Annotated in this window: 15 protein-coding genes and 1 tRNA gene; 8 read left to right on the top strand and 8 right to left on the bottom strand. The window is 59.6% G+C overall.

Annotated features, from left to right (window positions below):
- From aroC to aroQ, 4 genes are all read left to right on the top strand, one after another.
- Positions 1-1,098: a chorismate synthase gene (gene aroC, locus ABG996_RS02765; RefSeq protein ID WP_347478540.1), complete on the top strand. Its 1,098-nt coding sequence runs from the start codon at positions 1-3 to the stop codon at positions 1,096-1,098.
- Positions 1,099-1,171: 73 nt separating this feature from the next.
- A complete protein-coding gene (gene pheA, locus ABG996_RS02770) occupies positions 1,172-2,317 on the top strand; it encodes a prephenate dehydratase (RefSeq protein ID WP_347478541.1) in 1,146 nt (381 codons plus the stop codon).
- Positions 2,318-3,568: a shikimate kinase gene (locus ABG996_RS02775; protein ID WP_347478542.1), complete on the top strand. Its 1,251-nt coding sequence runs from the start codon at positions 2,318-2,320 to the stop codon at positions 3,566-3,568.
- A 64-nt stretch (positions 3,569-3,632) separates the two neighbouring features.
- Positions 3,633-4,070: a type II 3-dehydroquinate dehydratase gene (gene aroQ / locus ABG996_RS02780; RefSeq protein WP_347478543.1), complete on the top strand. Its 438-nt coding sequence runs from the start codon at positions 3,633-3,635 to the stop codon at positions 4,068-4,070.
- A gap of 104 nt (positions 4,071-4,174) precedes the next feature.
- Here aroQ and ABG996_RS02785 read toward each other — a convergent pair.
- From ABG996_RS02785 to ABG996_RS02795, 3 genes are all read right to left on the bottom strand, one after another.
- Positions 4,175-4,251: transfer RNA gene (locus tag ABG996_RS02785), tRNA-Arg, on the bottom strand.
- Between the two features lie 52 nt (positions 4,252-4,303).
- A complete protein-coding gene (locus tag ABG996_RS02790; RefSeq protein ID WP_271738026.1) occupies positions 4,304-5,071 on the bottom strand; it encodes an ABC transporter ATP-binding protein in 768 nt (255 codons plus the stop codon).
- An 11-nt stretch (positions 5,072-5,082) separates the two neighbouring features.
- Positions 5,083-5,928 (bottom strand): ABC transporter permease, encoded by an 846-nt coding sequence (locus ABG996_RS02795; RefSeq protein WP_271738027.1) that lies wholly within the window; start codon positions 5,926-5,928, stop codon positions 5,083-5,085.
- Positions 5,929-6,088: 160 nt separating this feature from the next.
- On the opposite strand from ABG996_RS02795, the gene ABG996_RS02800 reads away from it, so the two are divergent.
- From ABG996_RS02800 to ABG996_RS02810, 3 genes are read left to right on the top strand one after another with little or no spacing between them, the layout of a single operon-like run.
- The gene (locus tag ABG996_RS02800; RefSeq protein WP_271738028.1) at positions 6,089-7,060 is read left to right on the top strand and encodes a glycosyltransferase family 2 protein; all 972 of its coding nucleotides are present in this window, start codon (positions 6,089-6,091) and stop codon (positions 7,058-7,060) included.
- A 6-nt stretch (positions 7,061-7,066) separates the two neighbouring features.
- Positions 7,067-7,228 carry a hypothetical protein gene (locus ABG996_RS02805; RefSeq protein WP_347478546.1) on the top strand — a complete coding sequence of 54 codons (162 nt, stop codon included), beginning with the start codon at positions 7,067-7,069 and terminating at the stop codon, positions 7,226-7,228.
- A complete protein-coding gene (locus ABG996_RS02810) occupies positions 7,185-9,359 on the top strand; it encodes a YfhO family protein (RefSeq protein ID WP_347478547.1) in 2,175 nt (724 codons plus the stop codon). The genes ABG996_RS02805 and ABG996_RS02810 overlap by 44 nt, the downstream gene beginning before the upstream one ends.
- Positions 9,360-9,398: 39 nt before the next feature.
- Here the strand turns inward: ABG996_RS02810 and ABG996_RS02815 are convergent, their stop codons facing one another.
- From ABG996_RS02815 to rfbA, 5 genes are all read right to left on the bottom strand, one after another.
- Entirely contained in the window at positions 9,399-10,922 is a 1,524-nt protein-coding gene (locus tag ABG996_RS02815) for a sugar nucleotide-binding protein (RefSeq protein WP_347500965.1), read from the bottom strand.
- Between the two features lie 52 nt (positions 10,923-10,974).
- The gene (gene rfbB / locus ABG996_RS02820) at positions 10,975-11,994 is read right to left on the bottom strand and encodes a dTDP-glucose 4,6-dehydratase (protein ID WP_347479825.1); all 1,020 of its coding nucleotides are present in this window, start codon (positions 11,992-11,994) and stop codon (positions 10,975-10,977) included.
- A 75-nt stretch (positions 11,995-12,069) separates the two neighbouring features.
- Complete coding sequence (locus ABG996_RS02825) at positions 12,070-13,044, bottom strand: hypothetical protein (protein ID WP_070097171.1); 975 nt, start codon at positions 13,042-13,044, stop codon at positions 12,070-12,072.
- A 9-nt stretch (positions 13,045-13,053) separates the two neighbouring features.
- Positions 13,054-13,491 (bottom strand): DUF4869 domain-containing protein, encoded by a 438-nt coding sequence (locus ABG996_RS02830; protein ID WP_117767274.1) that lies wholly within the window; start codon positions 13,489-13,491, stop codon positions 13,054-13,056.
- 95 nt (positions 13,492-13,586) lie between these two features.
- Positions 13,587-14,486, bottom strand: a complete 900-nt coding sequence (gene rfbA, locus ABG996_RS02835; protein ID WP_118450775.1) for a glucose-1-phosphate thymidylyltransferase RfbA — start codon at positions 14,484-14,486, stop codon at positions 13,587-13,589.
- Between the two features lie 581 nt (positions 14,487-15,067).
- On the opposite strand from rfbA, the gene ABG996_RS02840 reads away from it, so the two are divergent.
- A complete protein-coding gene (locus ABG996_RS02840) occupies positions 15,068-15,493 on the top strand; it encodes a hypothetical protein (RefSeq protein ID WP_055252554.1) in 426 nt (141 codons plus the stop codon).
- Positions 15,494-15,709 lie beyond the last annotated feature (216 nt).

Raw genomic sequence — 15,709 nt, forward strand, 5'->3', positions numbered from 1 at the left:
ATGTCCTCGACCTTTGGCAACGTCTTGCATCTGAGCATCTTTGGCCAGTCGCACTCCCCTGCTATCGGCTGCTCACTCGATGGCATTCCCGCCGGTATCGCCGTTGACCAGGAGCAGCTGCAGGCCTTTTTGGACCGTCGCGCCCCCGGCCGCGACGAGACCGCGACCAAGCGCCGTGAGGCCGACGCCGCGCATATCATTGCCGGTGTGGTCGATGGACACACTACCGGCGCACCCATCGCCGCGATCATTGAGAACACCAACACACGCTCCAAGGACTATTCCGAGCTGCGCTGCAAACCCCGCCCCGGGCACGCAGACTTTCCGGCGCGCGTGAAGTACCACAACATGCACGACGTCGCCGGCGGTGGGCATTTCTCCGGACGCCTGACGGCCCCCCTATGCATCGCCGGCGGCATCGCACTGCAGGCGCTCGAGGCCCGTGGCATCAAGGTCATGGCGCACGTCGCGCAGATTGGCGGCATCTCGGACCTACCCATGGACGACATGGTCTATCGCGAGGCCGACCGCAAGGCGATCCTCACGAACGATCTGCCCTGCATTGACGCCGCCGCAGCCGACCGCATGCGCGAGGAGATCCTAGCCGCGCGCGACGAGCTCGACAGCATCGGCGGCATTGTGGAGTGCGGCATCTACGGCCTGCCTGCGGGCATCGGCGACCCCATGTTCGACGGTATCGAGAACCGCATAGCGCAGATCGCGTTTGGCATTCCCGCCGTAAAGGGTGTGGAGTTTGGCATGGGCTTTGCCGTGGCCGCCATGCGCGGCAGCGAGAACAACGATCCGTACCGCGTTGATGCCGAGACCGGCGAGATTGCGGTCGAGTCCAATAACGCCGGCGGCATCCTGGGCGGCATTTCCACGGGCGCACCCGTCATGTGGCGGATGGCCGTAAAGCCGACGCCCTCCATCGGTCGCGAGCAACAGACCGTGGACATGGACGCCATGGAAAATGCCGAGCTCTCGGTCCATGGCCGCCACGATCCCTGCATCGTCCCGCGCGCCGTCCCCGTAGCCGAAGCAGCCGCCGCCCTCGCCATCTGGGACGCCCTCCTCGAGGACGCCGCCCAGCTCTAAAAAATCTCCGGGGGGCCAACTCCGGCCCCCACGCCCGTCCCAGAAAAATCACCAACACGTGAAAGGGGCCTCCATGGACCTTGCCGATATTCGCCAGGCCATCGATGGCATCGACACCACCCTGCTCAACAGCTTTGTCGAGCGTATGGACATTGCCACCGAAGTCGCCAAGTCAAAAATCGAGATGGGTAAGGCCGTCTTTGACCCCGCCCGCGAGCGCTCTAAACTCAATAACCTCGCCAGCCGCGCACCCGAGCGCTACGAGGCTCAGACCATCACCCTGTTCCGTCTCCTCATGAGCATGAGCAAGGCCGAGCAGCAGCGCTACATCAACGAGCTCAAGGGCATCACGGTGTCGCAAAAGGCCCATGCCACGGCCGCAGCTTTTAACACGCCCTTCCCCCAGACGGCTACCGTCGCCTGCCAGGGCGTCGAAGGCGCCTACAGCCAGATCGCCGCGTGCAGGCTCTTCGACGTGCCCGATATCGCCTTCTTTGAGACCTTCGAGGGCGTTATGCGCGCCGTACGCGACGGCTTTTGCGAGTTTGGCGTGCTGCCCATCGAAAACTCAACCGCTGGCTCAGTCAACGCCGTCTACGATCTGCTCGCACAGTTCGACTTCCATATCGTGCGCTCGCTGCGCCTCAAGATCGACCACAACCTGCTCGTCAAACCCGGCACCAAGCTCCAAGACGTGCGCGAGGTCTACAGCCACGGCCAAGCCATTGCCCAGTGCGCCGGCTTTATCGAGGCCCATAATCTCCACGCCTCCAAGTACCCCAACACCGCCATGTCGGCCGAGATGGTCGCCAACTCCGAGCGCACCGACGTCGCCGCTATCGCCTCGCGCAGCTGTGCCGCGCTGTATGGTCTGGAGGTGCTGGAGCCCAACATCCAGGACTCGGACAACAACTACACGCGCTTCGTCGTCATCAGCCGCGAGCCGCGCGTCTATCCCGGTGCCAACCGCACCTCGCTCATGATCACCACGGCCAATGAGCCGGGCGCCCTCTACCGCGTGCTCGAGCGCTTCTACGCACTCAACATCAACCTCATCAAGCTCGAGAGCCGCCCCATCCCCGGTCGCGACTTTGAGTTTATGTTCTACTTTGACCTGGACTGCCCCTTTGGCAGCAAGGCCCTCGACGACCTGCTCGATTCGATCGACGACGTGTGTGAGAGCTTCACCTACTTTGGCAGCTACACGGAGGTGCTCTAGATGACCGATACCGCCGCAACCCGCCCCTACGGCGTACTGGGCCGCGTGCTGGGCCACAGCTACACCCCGACCATCTACAAAGAGCTCGCTGGGCTCGAGTACGTGCGATTTGAGCGCGAGCCCGAGGACCTCGCGGCCTTTATGACCGGCAACGAGTGGGAAGGCACCAACGTGACCATCCCCTACAAGCGCGCCGTCATGAACTACCTGGACGAGCTGAGCCCGCTCGCCGAGCGCATGGGCAACGTCAACACCATCACGCGCCTGCCCGACGGGCGCCTGCGCGGCGACAACACCGACTACTTTGGTTTTCAGTGCCTGGTCGAGGAGCTGGGGGTTGAGGTTACCGGCAAGAAGGTCCTCGTGCTTGGCGCTACCGGTGGTGCCGGCACCACGGCAAGCATGGTGCTCGGCGACCTGGGCGCCACCGTGGTGTCCGTGGGCCGCACGAGCGAGGTCAACTACGGCAACAGCTCCCAGCAATCCGATGCCGCGCTGCTCGTCAACTGTACGCCTGCCGGTATGTTCCCCCACTGCCCCGACGCTCCCTGCACGCTCGAAGGCCTCGATGCGCTCGAGGGCGTCATCGACATCGTCTACAACCCCGCCCGCACGGGTCTAATGCTCGAGGCCGAGCGCCGCGGCATCCCCTGCGTCGGCGGCCTGCTTATGCTTGTTGCCCAGGCGGCACAGGCTGTCGAGCGCTACACCGGCCAAGTCACCCCGCGCGAGCGCATCTTGAACGTAACGGAGCGCCTGTCTCGCCGCGAGCAGAACATCGCCTTGATCGGTATGCCGGGTTCGGGCAAGACCCGCGTAGGCGAGCAGATCGCCCAGCTCACGGGTCGCGAGCACATCGACCTGGATCGCGCACTTGAGGAGCGTCTAGGCATGCCCTGCGCCGACTTTATCGTCGAGCGCGGCGAGGCGGCCTTCCGCGAGCGGGAGACGGCGGCGCTGGCCGACATCTCCAAGCGCAGCGGCCTGGTACTTTCCACGGGCGGCGGCGTGGTCACGCGCGACGAGAACTACCCACTGCTGCACCAGAACAGTCAGATCGTGATGCTCAACCGTAAGCTTGACGAGCTCGCCCACAAGGGACGCCCCATCACCGCCCGCGACGGCATCGATAAGCTCGCCGAGCAACGCATGCCGCGCTACCGCGCCTGGGCCGACTACATCATCGACTCACGCGACTGCGCAGCCAACACCGCCCGCGCCGTACTCGACACCCTCCCACCCGCTCTCTAACAAAAACCACCACAAAGGGGACAGGCACCTTTGTGGTGGTTTTTCGACCGCAAAGGAAGCAACCATGAACGCACTCGTCATTAACGGCCCCAACCTCAACATGCTCGGCATTCGCGAGCCGGGCATCTATGGCAGCGACAACTACGACCGCTTAGTGCAGATCTGCAAGGAAGCGGGCGCCGCACAGGGCTTCGACGAAGTCGAGGTCTTCCAGTCCAACCACGAGGGCAGCATCGTCGACAAGATCCAGGAGGCGTACGGCATGGTCGACGGCATCGTCATCAACCCGGCGGCCTACACGCACACGAGCGTGGCCATCCTGGACGCGCTCAAGGCCGTCGCCATCCCCGCAGTGGAAGTCCACATCAGCGCCGTCGAGACGCGCGAGGACTTCCGTCAGGTGAGCTACGCCCGTCTGGCCTGCTTCGCCACCATCACCGGCGAAGGCCTCCAGGGCTACGCCCACGCGCTGGAGCTGCTGAAAGAGCATCTCGAAAAGTAAAATGCCAACCCCAACAAACAGCAGCGGCTTGCTCGCGCTCGGCTCCAGCAACACACAAGATGAAAAAAGCCCAGACCACCAAGCGGTCCGGGCTTAATAAACGATGGTGCTCCATGGCGGATTCGAACCGTCGACCTTGGGATTAGAAGTCCCCTGCTCTATCCAACTGAGCTAATGGAGCAAATAACCGCACGCTCGACCAAATAAATCAGCCAAGCGGCTGTAATTATAACCTAGTTGAACTGCTCGCGATACGCCTTACAAACCTCATCGACCGGGCCGTCCATGCGAAGGTCACCCTTCTCAATCCAAACGGCACGCTGGCAGATGCGCTCAACCTGCTCCATAGAGTGCGAAACGAACAGAACCGTCACGTCGCCGCTCTGGATAAAGTGCTGGATACGGTCCTCACACTTCTGCTGGAAGAACACGTCACCGACGGACAGCGTCTCGTCAACGATCAGGATATCGGGCTCGGTAATCGTCGCGATTGCAAAGGCGATACGCGCCACCATGCCCGAGGAGAAATTCTTAAGCGGCATATCGACAAAGTTCTGCAACTCAGCGAACTCAATAATGCCGTCAAAGTTGGCGTCGATGAACTCCTTGGTATAGCCGAGCAGGGCGCCGTTCAGATAGATGTTCTCGCGGGCGGTCAGCTCGGGGTCAAAGCCGGCACCAAGCTCAATCAACGGCGCGATGTTACCGTGCACCTTAACGCTGCCCTCGCTAGGCTCAAGCACGCCAGCGATAATCTTGAGCATCGTAGACTTACCGGAGCCATTGGTGCCGACCAGACCCACGACCTCGCCGCGATGAATCTCGAACGAGATGTGCTTAAGCGCCCTAAACTCCTCAAAGAACAGCTCGTGCTTGGCGAGCTTGATGAAGTACTCCTTGAGATTGGTCAGCGACTCGGACGCCATGTTAAAGATCATGGTGACGTCGTCGACCTCGACAGCCAGAGGCTGCTCGCTGTAATCAACAACAGATTCAGTCATCACAGCACTCCTTAAATGTAGAGGATAAATTTGCGCTCGGACTTATGGAACACGGTATAGCCAATAATAAGCGCAAGAACCGCCCAGGCAACGCACATACCAAACGTCATAAGCGAGGGCGTAGTCTGGAACAGAAAGATATCGCGCATAAACTGCAGGTAGTTGAACATGGGGTTCGCATACATCAAGATACGCACGAGATGCGGCATTTGCGCAATGTAGTCAGTCGTCCAGAAGATGGGCGTAATGTAAGTCCACGCCGTAATGACGACGCTCCATAGATGCATAACGTCGCGGAAAAAGACCGTAAGAGCAGAGAGCATCATGCCCAGGCCCATGCAGAAGCACATAAGCAGCAGCAGGCAAACCGGCAGCAGAATGAGGTGCCAAGAAGGCATAACGTGGAACCACAGCATGACGATGGCGACGGCGACCAGCGAGAAGGCAAAGTTGACTAGCGAGAAGAGCACCTTCTGCACCGGGAAGACCCAGCGGTGCACCTTAACCTTCTTGAGCAGAGGGGCAGCGCCCACGATAGACGTCAGGGCCTGGTTCGTAGACTCGGACATAACGGCAAAGGTAATGTTACCCACGATCAAGTACAGCGGGTACATCTCGGGCGTCATTGAGCCATTGCGGCCCTGGCCAAAAATCGTCGAGAACACGATGGCCATAACAATCATCATCAGCAACGGGTTGAGCACCGACCACGCGACGCCCAGAACGCTACGGCGATACTTGATCTTGAAATCCTTGGTAACCAGCTGACGAAGGATAAACGCATCCTTCTCAAATTCGTTCTTAGCAAACGTCGCAGGCAGACTGCGAGTTTCTTGTTGCTTTGTCTGATCCGACACGGATGCAACTCCTTTACTCGTAATCGTTGACAAACGAACAGTATAGACCCGACGGCCATGCAAACGATACGCGCAACAAAACTGGAGAACTAACCCACATCTTAGGATGCCAAGCCCAAACGGCTATACTTTCAAGGATTGAATATATAAGGAGCATTGAGTGAATTCTGAATCCATCGCCGTCATCATCCCTTGCTACAACGAAGCGCTCACGATTGGTAAGGTCATCGACGACTTTCACCGCGAGCTTCCGCAAGCGACGGTCTATGTCTACGACAACAACTCATCGGACGATACCTCACGCATCGCTACCGAGCACGGCGCCACGGTCCGCTTTGAACCCCGCCAGGGAAAGGGCAACGTGTGCCGCCAGATGTTTCGCGATATCGACGCCGATTGCTACCTGATGGTCGACGGAGACGACACCTACCCCGCCGAGGCGGCCAAAGCCCTCTGCGAGCCCATCCTTAACGGCACGGCCGACATGACCGTAGGCGACCGCCTTTCCAACGGCACCTACTCCGAGGAGAACAAGCGCGCCTTCCATGGTTTTGGCAACAACCTAGTTCGCGCCATGATCAAGTGGATCTATGGCTACAGCTTCGATGACGTCATGACCGGCTACCGCGCCATGAGCCGCCCGTTTGTTAAAACCTTCCCTGTGCTTTCCGAGGGCTTCCAAATCGAAACCGAGCTCTCGATCCACGCCGTCGACCACCGCTGGCGCATCAAAGATGTGCCCATCGAGTACCGAGACCGTCCGGAAGGCTCCGAGTCCAAGCTCAATACCGTGAGCGACGGCATTAAAGTCGTTGCGATGATCGGCACGCTGTTCAAGGACTACCGCCCGCTGAAGTTCTTCAGCCTCGTCGCGCTTCTGTTTGCGGTGATCGGCCTCGCCCTTGGCATGCCCATAGTTGTCGAGTATTTCCAGACCGGCCTCGTTCCGCGCTTCCCCACCGCCATACTCGCCGCGTCGTTTATGTTCCTGTGCAGCCTGAGCCTTGCAACCGGATTCATCCTGGATTCTGTAGCAAAGGTCGAAAAAAAGCAGTGGGAGGTCAACGTGTACAGCAAATACGCCTACGACGACCAGCCCGGCCACCCTACTTCCAATCCAAACGAGAGGTAAACCACCATGCCGCTCATCTCCATTGTCGTGCCGTGCTACAACGAGCAGGAATCGCTTCCGATCTTTCTTAAAGAGCTCGATGGCGTCGTTCGCATCATGACCCAGCAAGACCCCTGCATCTCCTTTGAAGCCGTCCTCATCGACCTACTATCTCGCCAGCCCCTTTAACCTGCTCTGCGTACTGTTTCCTCAAGACAAGCTGACGCTCTTTGTGTTTGTTATCAGCGCGCTCAAACTTGGCTGCATTCACATTAGCAGTGCCTGGTATGTACAAAAGCGCTTCGGACTATCCAAGCCCGCAGCATTCCTGCTTTCCCTCTCGTTCACATTTTGCAGCTGGACCATCAGCAACCTGCGCAACCCGCTCTGGATCGATTGCCTCACCCTGCTGCCCATCTGCGCCTACGGATGCTACGAGCTCATCCGCAAGCAGCGCATGATCCGCCTCGTCATCGCAACGGCGCTCAATGTCATGTTCTGCTGGTATACGGCCTACATCAGCATCCTGTTCCTCAGCATCTTCGTATTGGTCGAATTTATCGATTATGTTACAGAAGAAGGATTTAGCTGGAAGCTCACGCTCGATCGGGCCCTGCGATTCGCCGGGGGTATCGCGCTTGGACTGCTCCTGTCCGCATGGACCTTTTTGCCGACCATCCTTGCCATGTCCAAGGGCGGCCCCGTTCTGGCACTCGGCCCCCTACTAAAAACCAGCCTCAAGTCGCTCATCAGGGGCTTTCTTCCCTGCATGTGGGTAAACAACGATAGCACACCGCAGTTCTATTGCGGCATCATCATGATGCTACTTGCGACGAGCTTGCTGGTTAACCGCACGGTTTCAATCAAGACGCGTATCGCAACACTCGTCGTCACGATGACCCTGGTCGCAAGCTCCGTTTTGAGCCCGCTCGAGTACGTCTGGTGCGGCATGCGCGTTCCTAACGGATTCTACTCGCGCACGGCCTTTTTGCTTAGCTTCTTTGCGCTGTGGGCCGCAGGATACGCGTTGCAGAAACTCAATGAGCGGCCAACATTACGTCGAGCCCATCGTCCGGCCATCATCATGCCGCTCCTGGCACTCACGGTAATTGAACTATTTGCCAACGCCCATGTTATGTGGAACCAGCTGTACACAGGCTATTCCGAAGAAGCCAACAGCGCCTATGTCGCCACCGCAACCAACACGATCACAGCCATTCAAGGCCAGGATTCGGCGTCTTTCTACCGCATCGACCGTACGATTACGCGCGCCGATAGCGCCGCCCTCAACGAAGGCCTGGCGCTTGGATACAACCAACTGTCTTCATATTCGTCGGCAAACAACCCGCAGGCAATTGCACTGCTCAACTCCCTTGGATACAGCAGTGTCGGCGAGTTTTCGACCCGTTATGCCGAGCCCATTCTTGCCGTCGATGCCCTACTGGGAGTCAAGTATGCCATTCCTGAGAACGCGCCTGCGGGATACGTTTCGGCCAAAACGAATCAGGCGGACTCCACAAGCGCGGTGTACGAGAACCCCTATGCGCTCAGCATTGGCGTCGCAGCCTCAAGCGATATCCAAAACAGCACGCTGAAGATCGAGAACCCCTTCGAAAAGCAGAACGACCTCTACAGCAAAATCCTAGGCCGCGAGGTAAAGCTCTATACCAAGATCGAGGCCACGAGCACGGAGAATAGCGAAAGCTTAAAGCAATGGAGCGTTACTGTACCGGCAAGCTCCATCGGGTATTTCTACATCAACAAAGATGTGACCGCCGGCAGCTATTGGCCCGTCGCCCTTACCATCGACCAGCGAACGATCGAAAACGAGGCCTGGAGATTCGACAATAATATCCGCCAGATTGCGGATGCATCGGACGCCCCGAGCCAGCATACGGTGTCAATCGGAGTCGCAGAGGGCTATACAGACATGCCCCAAGACAATGAGCCGGTCTTTTACGCCCTCAATCTGGACGATTTCAAACAGATCATTAACGAGCTTAAGACGAGCGAGTTTATTCCGACGGTTTTTGAGAACGGAAGGATCGAAGGCGAGTATACCGCCAAGGATGACGGCAATCTGCTGCTGAGCGTTCCGTACGATGAGGGCTGGAACGTAACGGTAAACGGCACCGCCGCAGAACTAACGCCCGCCGCCGATAAGGGCTTGTCGTCCCTGAGCATGCAAAAAGGCGCGAATAAGATCGTGATGACCTACAAGACTCCGGGCGCCCTTGCGGGGCTTGCAGTGAGTCTGGCGACCGCCATTGCCCTTGTTACGGCGGGGCTAATTGCCAGAAACAAGAAAAGCCGCCGTTAAGAACGGCGGCTTTTGCTCTCGTCAATTCAATAACAGTAGCTAGAGCGTCTTGAGGTACTCTCCCAGCTCTTCCTCCCAGTCGGGCATGCGGAATCCGGCAGCCTCAAGCCTGGACAGGTCGAGCGCGGAGTGGACCGGGCGCGGGGCGACGGGGCCGGCAGCGCTCGCGTAGTAGTCGGCGGTCGATACCGGCACGACCCTGTCGCCGTTGCCGTTGGCGGCCTCGAAGACGGCGCGGGCGATGTCGGCCCAGGACTTGACGGCGCCGGAACCGGTGCAGTCGTAGGTGCCGTAGGGGGCGCGGCTCCCCAGCACGTGGAAGATTGCCTGCGCCATGTCGCGCGTGAAGGTCAGGCGTCCCAGCTGGTCGTCCACGACGGTGACCTGCTCCAACTTGTCCTCCGGGTCGGCGACGCGGTCGGAGAGCGCCCTCATGGTCTTGACGAAGTTGTGCCCCTCGCCGATGACCCAGGAGCTGCGCATGATGTAGTGGCGCGGGCACCCGGCCACGGCGATGTCGCCGGCGGCCTTGGTCTGGCCGTAGACTGACAGCGGGCTGAGGGGCTCCTCCTCGTCGTGCACCTCGGCGGTGCCGTCGAAGACGTAGTCGGAGGACACGTGGACGAGCGCGATCCCGTGCTCGGCGCAGGTGCGCGCGAGCAGGGCGGGGCCGGTCGCGTTGGCCTTCCAGGCGGCCGCGCGGCCCTCGGGGGTCTCGGCTTTATCCACGGCGGTGTAGGCGCCGCAGTTGATCACGGTGCCGTAGAGCGACCAGTCGTACTTGGAGTAGGCCGCCGGGTCGGACATGTCGAAGGTGTCGATGTCGCAGAAGTCGAAGTCCTTGGCGACGCCGCGCTCCTCCGCCAGCGCGCGCACCGCGCGGCCCAGCTGGCCGTTGCAGCCGGTGACGAGCGTCCTCTTGGGCGCCATGGGGACGACGTCCCTGAGCATCGGGTGGTTGAGGTCCGCCTCGGAGACGGTGGCCCGGTCCAGCGGGATGGGCCACTGGATGTTAAGCTCCGGGTCGGCGAGGTTCACGAAGGTGTAGGTCCTCTTGAGCTCCAGCGACCAGTGGGCGTCCACCAGGTAGGTGTAGGCGGTGCCGTCCTCCAGGGCCTGGAAGGAGTTGCCCACGCCGCGCGGGACGTAGATGGCCCTGGACGGGTCCAGGGTGCAGGTGAACACCTTCCCGTAGGTGGCGCTGCCCTCGCGCAGGTCCACCCAGGCGCCGAATACGCTGCCGCGGGCCACCGAGATGAACTTGTCCCAGGGCTCGGCGTGGATGCCGCGGGTGACGCCGCGGCTGTCGTTGTAGGAGATGTTGTTCTGGACGACGCGGAGGTCCGGGATGCCCAGGGCGGTCATCTTGGCGCGCTGCCAGTTCTCCTTGAACCAGCCGCGCGAGTCGCCGTGGACGGCGAGGTCGACGACCTTCAGGCCCCCGATGCCGGTCTCGGCGACGGAGAGGTCCTTCTCGAATGCGATGTCTGCCATGTGGGAAAAGCTCCTATCGAAGAGGTTCAGGTTGCGGGCGCCCGCGCGGGGACGCAGGGTCATCCCCATGCCCTGCGGCCCCGCGCGGGCGCCCCGCGGTGCGGTTCGCCGGAATGCAGTCTTACTGGCCCTGTGCGCGGTAGCGGGCCTCGGTGGCCTCCTTGGCGGGGCGCCACCAGGACTCGTTGGCGACGTACCAGTCGATGGTCCGCTTGAGCCCCTCGGCGAAGTCGGTGTGGGCCGGCCTCCAGCCCAGCTCGCGCTGGAGCTTGGTGGAGTCGATGGCGTAGCGGCGGTCGTGGCCGGGGCGGTCGGCGACCCAGTCGAAGTCCTCGGGGTCGCGTCCCATCGCCTCCAGGATCATGCGCAGCACGGTGATGTTGTTCTTCTCGCCGTCGGCGCCGATGAGGTAGGTCTCCCCCATCCGGCCCTTCGTGAGGATGTCCCAGACGGCCGAGGAGTGGTCCTCGGTGTGGATCCAGTCGCGGACGTTCTCGCCGCGGCCGTAGAGCTTGGGGCGGACGCCGTCGATGATGTTCGTGATCTGCCTGGGGATGAACTTCTCCACGTGCTGGTAGGGGCCGTAGTTGTTGGAGCAGTTGGAGATCGTGGTGCGCAGGCCGTAGGTGCGGGTCCAGGCGCGGACCAGCATGTCGGAGGACGCCTTGGTGCTCGAGTACGGGCTGCTCGGGTGATACGGCGTCTCCTCGGTGAACTTCGCCGGGTCGTCGAGCGCCAGGTCGCCGTAGACCTCGTCGGTGGAGACGTGGTGGTAGCGGACGCCGTGCTTGCGGACGGCCTCCAGCAGGCGGAAGGTTCCCTCCACGTTGGTGCGCAGGAACGGCTCCGGGTCGGCGATGGAGTTGTCGTTGTGGCTCTCGGCGGCGTAGTGCACGATGGCGTCGTGGCCGGGGACCAGCCTGTCCAGCAGCTCGGCGTCGCAGATGTCGCCCACGACGAGCTCGACCCTATCCTCGGGCAGCCCCACGATGTTCTCGGGGTTGCCGGCGTAGGTCAGCTTGTCCAGGACGGTGACGTGCACCTCGGGGTGGTTGTTGACCACGTAGTGCACGAAGTTGCTGCCGATGAAGCCGCAGCCGCCAGTGACGATGATATTCTTGGGTTCGAAAATCTCAGACATGAAAATCCAATCTGAAGCATGTACAGCTTCTTTAGTATGCCGCAGGAAGTGACGCCGCGACGCTATTCAACAAAACTATCGGACATTTCGGCATGCGATAAGAGCCATAACCTTCGCAGAATTACCTCCTGTACAAAACGCCTCCGAAATGCAGTCTTTGTCGTAGTGAAAAACCGAATCCCCAGTTATTTCACGTAAGTACTTATAGAAGAAATCCTCCCAGCTTTTAAACTTCTCACTGTTTACAAAGGCTTCTGGGGTTTCCAAAACCGTCTTAACATCTAGCTCTGAAATTACGCCGGAGCTCAGTAGAAGCCACTCGAATGATTCGGGAAGACAAACCGTAACAGTATCGCGGTGAATGTCTTGCAGCTTAAGGACGCGGTCCGCATAGCACCCAAATGCCGCCCCGTCCGCGACAACAAACACGCGATCGTCGAGATGCTGATCCAACCAGCCCAAAATCGCGCTGTTCGTCATGGCCGAAGTACAGGTAAGCTCACTGTCAGCGAAATGCCGTTCAAAAAACTGGAAACCAGACTTACTGTCCTCGCATAGAAGGATAGAAAAGTCCTGTTTTGGCGCCGACCGGGAAATAGCATAACGATGATTCCCGCGATCTTGATAAACAGGGACGAAAGAATGGTATTTTCCGCTCGTCTTAATCTTGTAAATCTCATCCACGCTATACGGAAGATTGGGGAAATCAGCCCTTGAGATCAGCACGAAATAATTCGAGGAATACAGCACATGATGGGCAAACTCATCAGAATGGATCTCTTTTAAGCCCTCATCGACAAATACAATCGAGTCATGAACGGACGAAAGCTGGTTTCGCCAATCATAATCGGTCAGGGCGACACAGGGACAATCGCATTGCAAGGAAACGCCCGACTGCTCGCCCGTTCGCATGTAGTCTGCGACCATGTCAAACAGTGTCGTCTTACCCGTGCCACTATCGCCACGCACAATAGTGATGTTCCGCTTGATGGTAAATGTGTACTTAGTTCCCCTGCGGCGGGAAATCTTAACGAGATGCGAACCGTTCATAAGCAGTACCTACAGATACGGAATCGACTCGTGAATCAATTCGGCCATGTTGTGAACGATTCGGCCACTATTCACGACTTTAATTTTAAAATCCTCGCGACCAAAGTCCATCACATGATAGAGATTCACAACAAGCTTGCGGTCTTTCGCCATGTCGAGAATCCACTTGGCACAGTTGTCACCACAGGTAGAAGCGTTAAAAATTTGCTTACGATCAAATCTCATAAGCAGCAGCGTTTTCACGCCACCAGAAAGCTGGAGTGGGGAGATGGATCCAAGCACAGGGCTTTCGATGACGTTTTCGGAGACAACATCCGATCGATCAACATCTTTAATTATCGAGACTGCATAGGGATCCGTAATCCAAGAAGACCGGTAAGAGTTTTTGAAATATGTCGCTGTGTTGTAAATCGCTTCTGGCATATCGCCAAAGTAGACGCTTAACACATCCACTCCCAATCATATTGTCTTTATGGTCAACGTAATCATAACGAAAGGGGCCACCAGATAAACGGTGACCCCTAAAAGAAAACAAGCTTGCGCTAGTACTCGCGCGGGCTGTTGACGATCTCGCCGGCGGCGACCTTCTTCAGGTGCCGCCCGTAGACCGACTTGCCGTAGGCCTTGGCGGCCTCCTCAAGCTCGGCGGTGGAGATCCAGCCGTTCTCCCAGGCGATCTCCTCGGGGACGGACACGGGCAGGTCCTGGGAGTGCTCCACGGCGCGGACGAACTCCGCGGCCTCGTGCAGGCTCTCCATGGTGCCGGTGTCCAGCCACGCGTAGCCGCGGCCGAGGGTCACCACGGACAGCGTCCCCTCCTCCAGGTACATCTGGTTGAGCGTGGTGATCTCGAGCTCGCCGCGGGCCGAGGGCCTCACTTCGTGCGCCTTGGCTGCCACGTCGCCCGGGTAGAAGTACAGGCCGGTGACGGCGTAGGAGCTCTTGGGTTCGGCGGGCTTCTCCTCGATGGAGACGGCCCTGCCCTCCCCGTCGAACTCCACGACGCCGAAGCGCTCGGGGTCGTCCACGTGGTAGCCGAAGACCGTGGCGCGGCCCGACTCGGCGTTCTGGACGGCGCGCGTCAGGTGGCGGGACAGGCCGTTGCCGTAGAAGATGTTGTCGCCGAGCACCAGCGCGCACGGCTCGCCGGCGATGAAGTCCTCGCCGATGGTGAAGGCCTGCGCAAGGCCGTCCGGCGAGGGCTGCTCGGCGTAGGACAGGTTCACGCCGTAGCGCGAGCCGTCCCCAAGCAGGCGCTCGAAGTTGGGCAGGTCGGTCGGGGTGGAGATGACCAGGATATCCCGGATGCCCGCCAGCATGAGGGTGCTAAGCGGGTAGTAGATCATGGGCTTGTCGTAGACCGGCAGCAGCTGCTTGCTGGTGACGAGCGTGAGCGGGTACAGACGCGTGCCCGAGCCACCCGCGAGGATGATGCCTTTCATAGGTTGGACCTCCAGAGTTGGGTGTACACAGATGATATAAGTATACGCGAGGCCGAACCTAGGTTGCAGAACTGCACAAAAGAAGGACGGAGAGAGCCAAGCATGCAGCCTCTTTGGTTCACGTCCTTACGGACCACAAGACTCCAACCATTGGACCATATTTGGTCCAATGCGCTGTTCAGTTAGCCATTGACACAAACACGCACTACAGGGTCGCGGACGAGCTGGATGAGGCGGTGGGCACATAACGGCGTGCGAGGTGACGGAGCGCCTCTACATCCACTCGTACCAAAACCTAGGAGACGGGGAGGTTGCTGGGGTCATTGAGCGAAGGGACGCCCTCTCGTCTCGAGGGACAGACCCCGAGGAGATATGGGCGAACTCGTTTGCCGCCGCGCTCCTCATGCCGGCACAGGTCGTAGCGAAACTCTGGGCGGGCAATTGTAGCATCGGTGAGATGACGGACATACTCGACGTATCCGTAACCGCCGTGGGCCATAGGGTGGAAAACCTTGGGCTGCGATAGCGCAGACCAGCGCGGAAGCAGGTCACCAAAAGGGACACAAGAGGCAATCGACCTCATGGGTTCGGCACAAAGGAGAGCAAACGTCTTCCCCATCGAAAGCGCCCATTTAGACGAGGTCAGGGTCGAATGCTCGAGCGAGGAGCGGGAACGGCGAGCCAAGGCGGCCCAGGCCGAGAGCGTGGTCAAGAGGATGGAGGCGGAGAACGACCTTCGGTCCGAACTCGGAAAGGCCGCGCTCAAGTGCGTCAAGTGGCAGCTGGTCGCATGCAACACCCTCGTCGTCGCGTACACCGCCCGTCTCATGTGGCTGCAGCGCGAAATCCCTACCGAGGTGATAATTTCCTGGATGGGCGCGACGACCGCCGAGATCATCGGAATACTCTGGGTGATAGCGAGGAGCCTGTTTCCGTTCCAGGACGAACACAGGTCCGCAGACCTGGAAAAGAGTGGCGGCGGCCGAATCGGCCACCCCAGGAGATAAGGGTCGCCCCAATGGCGGTTCTTTCTTTACGGAGGGGGCCGGGGGATTCGAACCCCCGGGCCTAGGACACACCTCGCACGTCACGTCAATCCGTTCGTTGGGCGCAGCCCCCGCCTAGGACCCTTGCAACCCCTCCAACAAACAAGACAACTTTCATAATAACCCCCTTGAAGTCAATGGACCCGAAATGAGCAACGACTAGGAAGCAGAGCGCCG

The organism is Collinsella aerofaciens, from assembly GCF_039836695.1.
GTDB classification, from domain to species: Bacteria; Actinomycetota; Coriobacteriia; order Coriobacteriales; family Coriobacteriaceae; genus Collinsella; species Collinsella aerofaciens_BD.

What these genes read in the sequence shown, in the direction of transcription:
- rfbA (WP_118450775.1), bottom strand. Translation starts at nt 14,486, where the DNA reads ATGAAAGGCATCATCCTCGCGGGTGGCTCGGGCACGCGTCTGTACCCG.
- rfbB (WP_347479825.1), bottom strand. Translation starts at nt 11,994, where the DNA reads ATGTCTGAGATTTTCGAACCCAAGAATATCATCGTCACTGGCGGCTGC.
- ABG996_RS02775 (WP_347478542.1), top strand. Translation starts at nt 2,318, where the DNA reads ATGACCGATACCGCCGCAACCCGCCCCTACGGCGTACTGGGCCGCGTG.
- aroQ (WP_347478543.1), top strand. Translation starts at nt 3,633, where the DNA reads ATGAACGCACTCGTCATTAACGGCCCCAACCTCAACATGCTCGGCATT.
- pheA (WP_347478541.1), top strand. Translation starts at nt 1,172, where the DNA reads ATGGACCTTGCCGATATTCGCCAGGCCATCGATGGCATCGACACCACC.
- ABG996_RS02815 (WP_347500965.1), bottom strand. Translation starts at nt 10,922, where the DNA reads ATGGGGATGACCCTGCGTCCCCGCGCGGGCGCCCGCAACCTGAACCTC.
- ABG996_RS02805 (WP_347478546.1), top strand. Translation starts at nt 7,067, where the DNA reads ATGCCGCTCATCTCCATTGTCGTGCCGTGCTACAACGAGCAGGAATCG.
- ABG996_RS02790 (WP_271738026.1), bottom strand. Translation starts at nt 5,071, where the DNA reads ATGACTGAATCTGTTGTTGATTACAGCGAGCAGCCTCTGGCTGTCGAG.
- ABG996_RS02840 (WP_055252554.1), top strand. Translation starts at nt 15,068, where the DNA reads ATGGGTTCGGCACAAAGGAGAGCAAACGTCTTCCCCATCGAAAGCGCC.
- ABG996_RS02825 (WP_070097171.1), bottom strand. Translation starts at nt 13,044, where the DNA reads ATGAACGGTTCGCATCTCGTTAAGATTTCCCGCCGCAGGGGAACTAAG.
- aroC (WP_347478540.1), top strand. Translation starts at nt 1, where the DNA reads ATGTCCTCGACCTTTGGCAACGTCTTGCATCTGAGCATCTTTGGCCAG.